This is a genomic window from Lysinibacillus sp. Y5S-8 (assembly GCF_036894365.1).
Classification (GTDB): domain Bacteria; phylum Bacillota; class Bacilli; order Bacillales_A; family Planococcaceae; genus Lysinibacillus; species Lysinibacillus fusiformis_D.
The window spans coordinates 4,245,868-4,258,977 of record NZ_CP145889.1; the positions used below are offsets into that span (position 1 = coordinate 4,245,868).

The 13,110-nt window shown below is 35.5% G+C and carries 13 protein-coding genes; 4 read left to right on the top strand and 9 right to left on the bottom strand.

Features of this window, described 5'->3' with window-relative positions:
• Positions 1-344 precede the first annotated feature (344 nt).
• A complete protein-coding gene (locus V6670_RS20740; protein WP_338652005.1) occupies positions 345-1,148 on the top strand; it encodes a GNAT family N-acetyltransferase in 804 nt (267 codons plus the stop codon).
• 112 nt (positions 1,149-1,260) lie between these two features.
• On the opposite strand, the gene V6670_RS20745 is transcribed toward V6670_RS20740, so the two are convergent.
• Complete coding sequence (locus V6670_RS20745) at positions 1,261-2,127, bottom strand: MurR/RpiR family transcriptional regulator (protein ID WP_338652006.1); 867 nt, start codon at positions 2,125-2,127, stop codon at positions 1,261-1,263.
• Between the two features lie 305 nt (positions 2,128-2,432).
• On the bottom strand, positions 2,433-3,662 hold the full coding sequence (locus V6670_RS20750; RefSeq protein ID WP_338652007.1) for an MFS transporter: 1,230 nt from the start codon (positions 3,660-3,662) through the stop codon (positions 2,433-2,435).
• A gap of 204 nt (positions 3,663-3,866) precedes the next feature.
• On the opposite strand from V6670_RS20750, the gene thrC reads away from it, so the two are divergent.
• The 3 genes from thrC (at position 3,867) to V6670_RS20765 (ending at position 6,623) form a co-directional block, all read left to right on the top strand.
• Entirely contained in the window at positions 3,867-4,919 is a 1,053-nt protein-coding gene (thrC, locus tag V6670_RS20755; protein WP_338652008.1) for a threonine synthase, read from the top strand.
• Entirely contained in the window at positions 4,916-5,815 is a 900-nt protein-coding gene (thrB, locus tag V6670_RS20760) for a homoserine kinase (RefSeq protein WP_338652009.1), read from the top strand. Before thrC ends, thrB begins: the two co-directional genes overlap by 4 nt.
• A gap of 121 nt (positions 5,816-5,936) precedes the next feature.
• Positions 5,937-6,623, top strand: a complete 687-nt coding sequence (locus tag V6670_RS20765) for an MtnX-like HAD-IB family phosphatase (RefSeq protein ID WP_338652010.1) — start codon at positions 5,937-5,939, stop codon at positions 6,621-6,623.
• A 48-nt stretch (positions 6,624-6,671) separates the two neighbouring features.
• Here V6670_RS20765 and zupT read toward each other — a convergent pair whose 3' ends face one another.
• The 7 genes from zupT to comX all read right to left on the bottom strand — a co-directional run bounded on the left by zupT (position 6,672) and on the right by comX (position 13,108).
• A complete protein-coding gene (gene zupT / locus V6670_RS20770) occupies positions 6,672-7,481 on the bottom strand; it encodes a zinc transporter ZupT (RefSeq protein ID WP_338652011.1) in 810 nt (269 codons plus the stop codon).
• A 394-nt stretch (positions 7,482-7,875) separates the two neighbouring features.
• Positions 7,876-8,484, bottom strand: a complete 609-nt coding sequence (locus tag V6670_RS20775; RefSeq protein WP_338652012.1) for a phosphatase PAP2 family protein — start codon at positions 8,482-8,484, stop codon at positions 7,876-7,878.
• Between the two features lie 84 nt (positions 8,485-8,568).
• On the bottom strand, positions 8,569-8,700 hold the full coding sequence (locus V6670_RS20780) for a hypothetical protein (RefSeq protein ID WP_338652013.1): 132 nt from the start codon (positions 8,698-8,700) through the stop codon (positions 8,569-8,571).
• A gap of 37 nt (positions 8,701-8,737) precedes the next feature.
• The gene (locus tag V6670_RS20785) at positions 8,738-9,637 is read right to left on the bottom strand and encodes a hypothetical protein (RefSeq protein WP_141904277.1); all 900 of its coding nucleotides are present in this window, start codon (positions 9,635-9,637) and stop codon (positions 8,738-8,740) included.
• 423 nt (positions 9,638-10,060) lie between these two features.
• Positions 10,061-10,672, bottom strand: a complete 612-nt coding sequence (locus V6670_RS20790; protein WP_338654711.1) for a response regulator transcription factor — start codon at positions 10,670-10,672, stop codon at positions 10,061-10,063.
• Complete coding sequence (locus tag V6670_RS20795; protein ID WP_338652014.1) at positions 10,656-12,959, bottom strand: ATP-binding protein; 2,304 nt, start codon at positions 12,957-12,959, stop codon at positions 10,656-10,658. Before V6670_RS20795 ends, V6670_RS20790 begins: the two co-directional genes overlap by 17 nt.
• Positions 12,950-13,108, bottom strand: a complete 159-nt coding sequence (gene comX, locus V6670_RS20800; RefSeq protein WP_141904275.1) for a competence pheromone ComX — start codon at positions 13,106-13,108, stop codon at positions 12,950-12,952. Before comX ends, V6670_RS20795 begins: the two co-directional genes overlap by 10 nt.
• Positions 13,109-13,110 lie beyond the last annotated feature (2 nt).

Below are 13,110 nucleotides of genomic sequence, written 5' to 3' on the forward strand. Positions count from 1 at the left end.
TCGAAAATTTACTCCTAAAAGCATTTGCTGAATCCAGATAAAATCTTTCTGCCTATAATTTATTATATAAAAGAATAATTAATCTTTAAATACATACTTTGCAAATAAGATATATATTATAACTACCTTATGTTGCTATTTAACTTTTATTGGGTTTACACACTCCTATAGTACTCTCTATTTTTACCAACCTATTTTTAACATTTAATAGTAAAAATGCATCTTTTAAAAAAAATAATTAGTTTATATAGATATTTAGTTGGGTTTTCATATTTAAGTCATCATAATTTTATGCTATCATCAGATAGTCTATATTTTTGGATATTCAGGAAATGGGGATTACGATGACAAAGAAGATGGAAAAAAAGTACATTCCTTTAGCAAACTATTTTGAAGTAGCTTTACAACAAGAGATCACTTTATCCTTTAGTGAATTAGAAAACATTATGGGACAAGTATTACCAAACGCCGCCTACTTAAATAAGAGCTGGTGGAAAAAAACTAAACCCCCTCTCTCACACTATTTATCTTGGACCAATGCAGGTTATTATGTTATTGATGTTAAATTAGGGACAAGCGTAACTTTCTCACGTTCGCAAATGAAGCCAACCGAAAGCAGTATTTCTAACAATGAGGAAAGCCCATCTGCATACATAATTCGAGGAATTGAAGCATCCGATGCTAGATCATTCATTCATTTACAAGAGGAAATCTTTCAGCAAACTGACTTTATGTATAATGTTCAAAATGAAGTAGATCTAACTGTCCAACAACTTCGTAAAAATTTAACCTATTGGAAACAGCTAAAAAACCGGACAATACTACTCTGTGTATTAAATGGCATTTTTGCAGGCTATGCAGTCATTCATGGGTATAAACAATCGAAAGCTAGACATGTTGCTTCTGTTCGCTTAGCAGTAAAGGAAGAACATCAACAAAGGGGTATTGGCTCTGCACTGATGAACGCTGTTGAAAATTGGTCTAAACAGCGAGACATTTCTCGTCTAGAGTTAACGGTGATGGAACATAATAATGTAGCTTTACACCTTTTTACAAAACTAGGGTTTCAACAAGAAGGCATCCGACAAAATGCCATTAAATTAAATGATACGTATGTGAATGAATATAGCTTAAGTAAAATTCTATAATTCATTTTTCCTAGATGTCTAAATCATATTTGGACATCTTTTTTTATAGTGAATTTCATAAAAATACGCATAGACCTGTGTGTGAGTACACACCATCTATGCGTTGCCTACATTAAAAAACCTGCTTCTCTCTAGCAGCATCTAAGAATAACACATTACTTTCAACTTGCTCATAGGATTGCTGATATTTTTCATATTGCCCCTTATCCAGACTTATCATTTCCTCTAGCAAGGCATGCAAAAAGGAAAATAAAACTGGTGCAATGTTTAGTGAAGAATGCTTTTTTGTGCCAAGAGCAAATAATGCACTGGCATATTCTCGGATAGGGGAAAATGCAGACCCTGTAATCGCAATAATCTTTACTTTCTTCATCTTGGCAATTTCAACAATCATCTTCATATCCTTCATCTGTTTATCAAAGGATAGCACAATTAACGTCGTATGTTCACCCATACTATTCATTTGATTAACGAGATCATCCGAGTCTAAGCGAAGCTGCTTAATATTAGAACGTAATGTTTTTAATGTGTTGGCTAGCCAATTGGCGACATACGCATTGTGACGAGTACCAAGAATATAGATATGATCTGCCTCATGCATCCATTTCGAACTTTTTTGAATTTGCTGATCGTTAATCAATTGAATAGTTTCTTGAATATTTTGGCTATCCTGTTGCATGATCCTACCAAAGCTAGAATTAGTTAACTTTTTTACAGTATATGTAGGTTGTAGATTTACCCCTTCATTTTGAGACATCATATATTCTCTCATTTCCTCTTGCAATTCTACATATCCTGATAAATCCATGGCATAACAAAAACGAATTACTGTAGATTCACTTACATTCGCCAGCCTGCCAACCTCTGCTGCTCCATTAGCAATAACTGTAGTGGGATTATCCATCACAAATTGTGCTACTTTACGCTGCCCCTTTGACAGCCTTACAAACCTTTTCTTTATATCCTCATGAATACTCATTCCTAACAACCTTTCTTTCAATGACCTTATCACGAACGGGAGATTGTTTCCTACTGACTCAAAATTCGATTAAAAATACAGTATCACGATTACAATTTGAATACAATGACTTTTCTGAAAAATCTTTATCACATTAACCTGCTAATAGAACAATTTGATTTACCTTTTTATATTGATTTGTCATTTTAACAAATAAATTCGTAAAATTGAATAAAAATTAATAAATACTTATTTTTATGTATTTCACTAGCGAATATAAACAAAAAAGTCCTGGATTCATTACTCTGATCCAGAACTTTTTATTTTTATTCTAATTCAAGCTGCTTTGTTTCCCTTCCAAGGAAGATGACACCTACCACGCCTATAATGATAGCTCCACAGAAAATGGCAAAGATAAAGCCTATATCATAGCCTGCCGTTAATAAAAAACCAACGAGCAATGGACCAAAAATACCTCCGATTCGCCCAACAGCAGCCGCCATGCCAGCACCTGTTCCGCGAATAATAGCCGGATATTGCTCAGGTGTATAGGCATATAATGCCCCCCATGCCCCTAAGTTAAAGAAGGATAAAAACATTCCTGAAATTAACAATATGGCCAGTGTATCTGCATTCCCAAAAATGAAAGCACTCCCTGCAGTACCAATTAGATAGGAAACAAGGACAAATTTACGGCCGAACTTTTCTATAAACCAAGCTGCTGTAAAATAACCTGGCAATTGAGCTAATGTCATGATTAGAACATATTTAAAGCTTGTAATCATGTCAAAGCCCTTTCCAACCATTACACTTGGCAGCCATAGAAACATGCCATAATAAGAGAATACAACTGTAAACCATAATAGCCACAGCATAAACGTAGAACGTGCGTACTTCTTCGACCAAACCTCTTTCATATTTTGGCCAATACTTCGCTTTTTGGATTCTTCCTTCACTGTAAATTGTGGTGAGTCTGGCAAATGCCAACGAAGATAAATAGCGTAAAAGGCTGGAAGTGCTGTTAATATAAGAGCCACTCTCCATCCCCAAGTAGGAATAACGAAATATGAAATAAGTGCAGCAATTAACCATCCTGCTGCCCAAAAGCTTTCTAATAGGACAACTACACGCCCTCTTTCCTTGGCTGCTACACTTTCAGATACTAATGTTGAAGCTACAGGTAATTCTCCCCCTAGCCCCATACCTACTAAAAAGCGTAAAATTAAAAATGCCGTTAGTGTAGTTGTAAAAGCGGATAGTCCACTTGCAATAGAAAATAGGACCAGAGTCCACATAAAAATTTGCTTTCGCCCTACTTTATCTGCAAAAACACCAAAGAAAAGTGCTCCTACAGCCATCCCGATTGAATTAACACTACCTATCCAGCCAGATTGACTTGGTGATAGTCCCCATTCAGCTGCCAATGCCGCAATGACGAAGGATAATATACCAACATCCATGGCATCGAAAAGCCAACCTACCCCCGCTACACCTAAAAGTTTATTTCTAGAAATGGATTGCTGAGGTTTATTTGTTACTACTGTATTTGTTGTCATCTCAACCACCTGTCTTTACACTTGACTTTACATTACAAGATTACTATACAGTTGTTTCAAGAAAGTGACAAGTAAAATTCAAATTACCGAATTGTTTCGACAATTAATGAAATGCTATTGAAATAATAGTACGATTTGCGTTAAAATGTCTTTTATACAAAAACAACTGTTCTTCCTATAAGAACAAAAGGAGATCGTATCGTTATGTGGAAAGGCCTTATTGAAGAATATAAACAATTTTTACCCGTAACTGAAAACACACCTGCTTTAACTTTAAACGAAGGCAATACGCCTCTTATACATTTAGTGAATTTATCTAAGAAACTAGGCATTGAGCTTTACGGAAAAATTGAAGGTGCAAACCCGACAGGCTCATTTAAAGACCGAGGGATGGTATTTGCCGTTGCAAAGGCTATTGAAGATGGGAGTCAGTGCGTTATTTGTGCCTCTACAGGAAATACTTCTGCAGCTGCGGCAGCTTATGCAACACGCGCTGGTATTCAATCCATCGTTGTTATCCCTAAAGGAAAAGTCGCTCTTGGTAAACTTGCTCAAGCTACCATGTATGGTGCAAAAATCATCGAAATTGACGGCAACTTTGATGATGCCCTTAATATTGTTCGCCAAGTAAGTGAAACGACTCCTGTCGCACTTGTAAACTCTGTCAATCCATATCGTATTGAAGGTCAAAAAACGGCATCTTTTGAAATTGTAGATGGCTTAGGTACAGCACCTGATTATTTGTGTATTCCAGTAGGTAACGCAGGGAATATTACTGCATACTGGAAAGGCTTTAAAGAATACCATGCAGCGAAAAATTGCGGTCTACCAAAAATGTATGGCTTTGAGGCTGAAGGTGCCGCAGCTATCGTCAAAGGAGAACCTATTGCTAATCCTGAGACAGTGGCAACAGCCATCCGAATTGGTAACCCTGCTAGTTGGAAATTGGCAGAAGCAGCTCGTGATGAATCTGGTGGTATCATCGATTCTGTTACAGATGAAGAAATTGTAACTGCCTATAAATTAATCGCAAGTACAGAAGGTATTTTCGTTGAGCCTGGCTCAGCTGCTTCTTTAGCAGGTGTTATTAAGTCAGTTGAAAACGGAAAAATACCACAGGGTGCAAAAGTTGTCACAATCTTCACTGGGAACGGACTAAAAGATCCTGATACAGCTATGAACGTTTCTACTGTAGAAGTAGTGTCCCTTAAAAATGATGAAGAAGAAATTCGTGCATATATCGAGGGTGTACTATGAGTAAAGTATGGCAAATCTCAGTTCCTGGAAGCACAGCCAACTTAGGGCCAGGCTTTGATTCGATAGGACTCGGCTTGTCTCTTTACTTAAAGCTTACCGTTACTTTACAAGATCAATGGAATATTATCCATCTCGATGATAATGGTCCTAAAGAGTTTGAGCTTGAAGAACACTTACTATACGTCATTGCTAAAAAAATTGCAGATCAATATAATCAGCAACTACCTGCTTGCCGTGTCGAGATGGCTAGTGAACTTCCATTAGCACGTGGCCTTGGAAGTAGTGCAGCTGTGATTGTGGCAGGTATTGAGCTTGCTAATCAAGTATGTGAACTTGGTTTAACTGTTCAAGATAAGCTCAATCTCTCCTCACAGATTGAAGGACATCCAGACAACGCAACCGCTTCTGTCTTAGGGGGATTAACCATTTCCTCAATGGATGACAACGGAATTGTCGATACATTTCATATCAATGATATTGAGGCATCATTTGTGGTATACGTACCAGATGTTGAGCTCAAAACGAGCGAATCTCGTTCTGTTTTACCAGAACAATTAAATCGCGCCTATGCTGTTTGTGCTTCTGCAAATGCGAATATGTTAGCAGCTTCCTTAATGGCACGTGATTTCGAGCGTGCTGGTCATTATATGGAGGCTGATTTATTCCATGAACCGTTTCGTGCAAAGCTAATTCCTGCCTATGCAGAAATTCGTACTGCTGCAAAAGCTAACGGTGCATACGGTACCGCTTTAAGTGGCGCTGGGCCAACGTTGATTTCCATTATTCCTTCTGCTAATGCTTCTGACTTTGTTCAGTTAATGACAAAGCAATTCCCAGAGCATCAAGTAATTTTAACAAAAGCGGATGAACATGGTGTGCAAGTCAATAAGCAATAAATGTTTGAAACGTCTACTATCCTAGTAGGCGTTTTTTCTTGAAAGCAAGTACTTATAAAACTAATATGATAGAAGTATAGAAAAAGATACTTTATAAGTGCTTTTCTAAGGAGGAACTATCTTGAAACCAATTATATTCTGTGATTTCGATGGCACGATAACAGAAACTGATAATATCTTTTCATTGATGACTGAATTTGTACGAGAGGAATCTGAAAAAATTGCCAAAGCCATGATGGAACAAACCATTTCATTTAAAGATGGGCTTTCCGCTATGTTTCATCTACTCTCTACTCAACAAAAAGATGAAGTAATTCAATATCTTATGGATTCAGCAGTAATTCGTGAGGGCTTTGGGGATTTTGTTCGCTATGCTCAAGACCACAACATACCATTTTATATTGTAAGTGGTGGTGTTGATTTTTTCATTGAGCCTCTAGTTGAAAAATATGGTCCTTTTTCGGGCATCTACTGTAATAAAGCCGATTTTTCGGGTGAACAAATAGAACTAATCTATCCAAATAGCTGTGACGAGGAATGTGCTAAATATAGCACACAAGGCTGTGGCTGCTGTAAACCTAGCGTGATGCGGAAGGTTGCGGAGGAGGATCATTTTAAAATTGTGATTGGTGACTCTCTTTCTGATTTTGAGGCAGCTAAACTAGCAGATATTGTTCTTGCTAGAGATCATCTCGTTCAGCGCTGCGAGGAGCTTCATATTCCATATAAACCTTTTACTACATTTCAAGATTGTCTTAATAGTGTACAAGAGCTTGTGGGATCAAAAAAGGCTGTTCCTACAATATAGAAAAATAACAAGGGAGCCACTTTAGATGACTCCCTTTTCCTATTTTAATTATGCTAATAATACTAAACTAATGGCCATGACAGCCATTCCTCCTACTAGACCATACATGGATAAATGTGTTTCATCGTATCTTTGCGCTGCAGGTAATAATTCATCTAATGAAATAAAAACCATAATGCCTGCAACACCAGCAAACACAATGCCAAACATTACATCTGTTAAAAAGGGCATAAGGAGCAAAAATGCTACTAGTGCACCGACAGGCTCTGCTAATCCTGATAAAAAAGATAACTTAAAAGCTTTTCGACGATTGCCCGTTGCAAAGTAAATAGGGACTGATACAGCAATGCCTTCAGGAATATTATGAATGGCTACTGCAATAGCAATAGCAATCCCCACATTTGGGTCATTAATAGCTGACATAAATGTAGCAATGCCCTCAGGAAAATTATGAATGCCAATAGCGAGAGCTGTAAAAATACCCATCTTCATCAAATGCTCTTCATTGACCTGAGGCTTCACTGCATTCACATCTTCAACTAGCTTTACTTCGTGAGGATTAGTAGCCTTAGGAATAAATTTATCTATTAAAGCAATAAATAACATCCCGCCAAAAAATCCGAGGATTGTCATCCAATAGCCATTTGTTGTGCCTAATGCGTCGGTTAAAGCATCTTTCGCTTTAACAAAAATTTCTACAAGGGATACATATATCATGACCCCTGCTGAAAAGCCCAATGCAAATGATAAAAATTTTGTATTTGTTCTTGATGTAAAAAAGGCGATTAAACTACCTACACCCGTTGCAAGTCCGGCAAAAAGAGTCAACCCTAGTGCCAGTAAAACATTTCCGTCCATTCCCTTCTTCCTTTTCTCTTTTTATTATTGTACTCATCTTAACTTAGAAGTTTCCTATACGCAATTCTTTTTTATAAGGTAAATATCATTCTTTACAATAGGAAAATCATGCTCATTCATTAGTATATAAAAACCGTGAGCACATTCTTTCTGAGAGAGTCACTGCCTCTACTTCAATCTACTTCTACATAGAAGATAATCAAAAATAGCAAAGACAGAGACATTTTGCTTATCTTGCTGTCATGACTGTGAAGAAACTCGTTACTTAGATGTTGTAAGAAATTTAAAGAAATGCTTATAAAAAGGACCGAAACATGTAAAAAGGAATCGAGATTAAATTTCTCGATTCCTTTTGTAGACAGTATCAGTTCATTCTGATACTACTTATACTTTTTTATTTATGGTTTGATTGAAATGATTTTTTACGACGTTCATACCAGATGACACAGATGATAAACCAAGTATATCCCATACTCCAACCTGCAAGCACATCCGTAGCAAAGTGTCGAGCTCCTGCAATACGTGATAATCCAATGAGTACCATTAGAATTGTTGCACCTAGCCACAGCACAATTTTTCGACCTTTACTATTATTCTCGGCGAAAATATAGGCGATTGTGAATAAGTACAGAATACCCGTCATAGCATGTCCAGATGGAAAGCTAAAGGATGTCAGTTGGTTCTCCACTTCAGGACGTGGTCGTTGGATCCATTTTTTTAGTAATTGATTCAAAACATTGCCCGCTGCAAAAGTTAACACAACAAATAGCATGGCTCGATAATTTTTTGCCTTCCAAGCTAAATACACCATTAAGACTACTGCGACAGCGACAACAAATTTAGGCTCTCCTATATAATGAAAGATCTCTATAAATCGATTACCAAAAAAGATCTCCGCCATCTTTGCGTCAAGTGTATTCATGAACTCGCTTTGATAAGTAGCTCTTAATACGAAAAATACAATTAGCGTTAAAATCGCTAATGGATATGCCCATTTTTTCATTCCTTCACCTCAAAAACATTCATGCTATGATCTTCACATCATAGCATAAATAAGTCTATTTTGAGCGAAATATAGACTCTCGTTTTAAGAAAGGTTAGCACCTTCGTATTCTTGATAAACATGGATGGATTCTTCTTCAGGTTTGTTAAAATAATCGGAAATAGCCAATGCAATAATAAACAAAATGGCTACTATAGGTAGTATTTTTCTAAACATCCTAAACACTCCCTTTTCCTTTTTTGTTCCACTTCGTTTACTTGATTAACACAGGATCAAATAGCCAATCTTTTGGGCCAAAGTTTGAATCCTTTTCTCCTCTAACTTCACGAGAAATACCATTTTTTATAATCGTTTCTCTAAATCTTTTACTGAACAAAGTCTTTCTATAAAGATATCTTCCATCATGACTACATTCAGCTGAGTAAAATACATCGCCTTTTAAGTGCTTTAAATCTTCATGCTCATAGGTATCAGGACCATTAATCACGCCATTTAAGCCGCAGCTACATGGAGGTTGTTCCGTTGCAAAATATAATTTTACTCTATCCTTGCTACATTCAGGCAGCACTTGCACAGGAATAATTTGATAAGCTAGTTGCTTCCCTTCTTCAGGTCCTTGATGGATAACCTCTAAAAGTTCAAAGCCTTCTAAATCTTCCTTTTTCATGAGTGATGCTAGTGCCTCAGAAGCAACCCAATAACCATTTACATGGACTAAATGGCGATCCTTCATTTGTGTAGTATCAATGACTATAGGTGATAACTGCTCTTTATCCATTAGACCACAGTATTTACAGTGTGTGCTTAAAGAAAATAATGTCCCTTTGTCCTCTAAGAACATTTCTGGTGAATTACCTGTTGAATTTAAAGTAAATAATGGTGCCCGTTCATATTCCATATCTGAAAATTCAAAGTAAAAACGTTCTCCTATTGAAACAATACCAAATTCGCGTTCTAATGATTTATATAAAGCTGTTACCTGTTCGTATGTTACATCTTCATTTAATGTAAAAATAGGATTAAACTTTGTTTTTAAATTTCTTTTTCTAATTTCAGGCGCACCAATCGCAATACCATGACGATTATAAACGTTAATAACTTGATCTTGACTAGTTTCATCTACGGAAAACAAATTTTCAAGTTCTACTTTCACAATACACGCCTACCTTTATAAAGTTTTATGGTGAAGTATATTGACTAGCTAGTAACATTCTACAATCTACTAACGCTACTTTATTCATAGATAGTCAGGCTGCTTATTCTAATTAAATCAATTGTCTATTACTCACTAAAGCAAATCTACTTAACCACCGTTAATTTAAGCGTACCAGTACTTACACCGTCTTTTCAACTTCGGGTTTACGCCAATTTTTTGGCGTGGTTTAAGTGAAAATCTGGCGTGATTTGGCGGTCACAAAAAAACACCGCCACTTTTTTGGCGGTGTCCCTAGTATTTTATAGGTTATTTCTCATATAAATATGGTTTTATTTTACTAAGGTAATATTTAGGATAGTAAACTCCCAGAAAGCTCCCTTTTTATTGAAAAATATACCAAGAGTATAGCATAGAAATAGTTCAGAGTAAATTCATTCTTTCAGCTAGATTTACAGCCTCTGTTCGTGAATCTACATTGAGCAGAGAAAAGAGTTGTGTCAAATATCTCTCAGTTGTTCGCTGAGGAATGTTCAATTCAATCGCGATGGCTTTATTTGTATGGCCCTCTGCGATCAGTCTTAAAATTTTCTTTTCCTTTTCATTTAAATGAATATCTTTTGCATTTTGCAGTTTAAATTTATCATCCAAAAAATCCAAGAAATTTTTAGGTAAAACTATTTCTCCATTTGCAATGGCTCTTACTGTTCGTAAAATCTGCTCTTTAGAGGCCGTTTTAGCTAAAATGCCTTCTATTTTCCTTTCCAAAATAAGCGGGTAATAATCCGTGATATCATCACCTGTATAGAGGATAACTGCAGCGTTTGACTGAAAAGCTTTAATATTACGGGCTAAGTTAATGCCATTTTCGAGTGGCATATTGATATCAATCAAATAGATATCATATGGCTTATTTTTTATTCTTTGAATAACACAAGTAGCATCGCTTTCCGTATCAATGATAATATCATCATTCTCTTGAAATAAGTTTTTAGTTCCCTCTAATACTATTGGGTGATCATCCACTATGAGCATTGTAATCAAGTGTTTCACTCCCTTCTTTCACTATTATTCTAATAGACATTCCTTTGTTTATGTGAGCGTCAATATAAAATTGCCCATTAAATGCTTTTACACGCTCCTGCATACCTCGAATACCCATAGACTCCGCTACAATAATATCCTCTACGTTACAGCCTACTCCATCATCATTATAAATAATTTCAAAGCCATCATTCATCTCTTTTAAATGGATTTCAACGGATGCGGCATAGGAATGCTTTAAAGCATTATTCAGTAGTTCTTGAAACAATCGATAAATCATTAAATTCATGCGCTCATCCTCTAAATAAAGACGATCAATTGTATAAATGAGCACAAAGTTAGCTCTTTCTTGAACTTTTCGAATTAACTTTTCTAATGCAGCATTTAAACCTAAAGTGTCCAATAGAGGAGGCTTTAGATTTTCACAATAGCTCCGCAATTCATATAAAGAGACAAGCATTTGTTTATGAATTTTAGCAAGTTGCTCTTGAATATCCGATGTATTCTTTGCATTGACAAGGACATCCACTTCTCGTGCAATATGGAGTTGCTCTTGTAAATTGGTGTCATGTAACTCTTGAGCTAACTGGTATTTTTCTTCTTCAAACCTTAACCATAATAGCTTATTTAGCCATGGTAACTGACCATCGTCAGCCTGTTTCATATGCTTTAGTTCCTCTATCAGTTCTTCCACCATCTTTGTATTTTCAATAAAATTATTTACATACAATAGGAGCAATTCAAGCCATAAAAGCTCCTCATCTTTTAAATGAATCGTATTGTTATGCCCAAGCACTAATGCTCTTTTATAATGTGCGTCTTGATGGAGAAAGGCTACATAAACTCTGTCTATCTTTCTTATTTCTCCTAATCTCAACTCTTCCATCGTATCAGGATGAATCGTAAAACTTTCTCCAGCCATCGTTAAGAATTCATTCGTAACATAGTTATATGTTATGACAAAAACATCCTCTAACTCAAGATGCATAGAAACTTCATAAGCAAATTTCTCTAAAAGCTCGTCGATTTTAATGGTTTTACCAATTTTATCTACAGCAGTATATAGTTGATGAATATAGTCACCTTTTGTAGAAAATAGTATTTTCCGTTTTCGATAATCAACCTTTTCTTTTACGTAAAAGAGAATTACTAATGATGAAAATGTAAAAAGTGCTACTCCTGACATGACAGTCATAGTTAAATACTGTCCTGCAATAAAATACAGTCCCATAGTAATCCATAACGTAAAGCTTAAAGAGAATATGACATAATAGCGTAATCTTGTAATATGATACTCAATATCAAATAACCTTTCCGTTAGTTGTGTAAAGATAAAGCTAAAAGGTATAAGCAATAAAAATAATGAGCAAATTTCAGCTGAAAGAATGTACGTATGAAAAAGAATTTGTGGGAGTGCATATAAAAAAAGAAATGGTAGAAACGGTATTAATATACTATTCAATAAAATTTTCAACTGTGGTGAGCTGTATTTGAAATAGCTTATTAGTAAAATACTAAGGATAATCACAAGTAGAAGAAGAAACATGGCTAATACAATATTGGAAAGAATATCGTTAGCAGCAGGATAAATAGTGCCCGTAAAACCTAGTATAAAAGCGATTATGGGGAAAACATAAAAGAGTTTGATATTATCCATAAATACCCAATTCGTTTTCACAAATAAAAAGTAATTTCTTAAAAAATGTAATAATAGGACTAAACATAACACCATACTACTACGATTGACGATAATACCGATCGCATCTAACCTACCAGAGACACCACTGCTAACGTAAGCTAATGAAACATTTAACATAAAAAGAATAAGTAAGTCTGCTAACTTTGAATTCCTTTGCTTGAAATGTAAATAAAACGCAATGAATAACGTCAAAAAATAATAACACGCCGGAACAAAAAATATATATAAAAATTGCTGAGGAATATCTAAGTGTCTAATATGTATGTTTATTAAACTTCCACTTGGCTTCATGACTGTTAAATCATTAGCTGATAATATTTTGGATTTATACTTCAGCTGATTTAAATGGTCAATTGGACGTTCATCTACCTTTAAAATAACATCACCAATGGCTATATTTTGACTGTCCGCCCAGTCTTTATAATCAAGTTGAGTTACTACCCACTGACCATTTTCTTTTTCTACCTCAATATCAATATATGGCGCGCTATAATTCACATAATTTAAATAAAAGCCGATAATTAAATAGAGAATTATAGCTGGCCAAAATAATTTACTACGCAATGTTTTTAGTTCCAAACATCACTTTCTGCAATCATCTCTCCGCTAAATGCTTCTAGAATTGCTTTTTGTTCAACAGGTGAAATCCCAATTAATGAGGCTTTTTGTTCTTTTAATAGTCCAACTAGGCTAGGATTTTGTTCTAAATACTGGATTACATTAATCATAC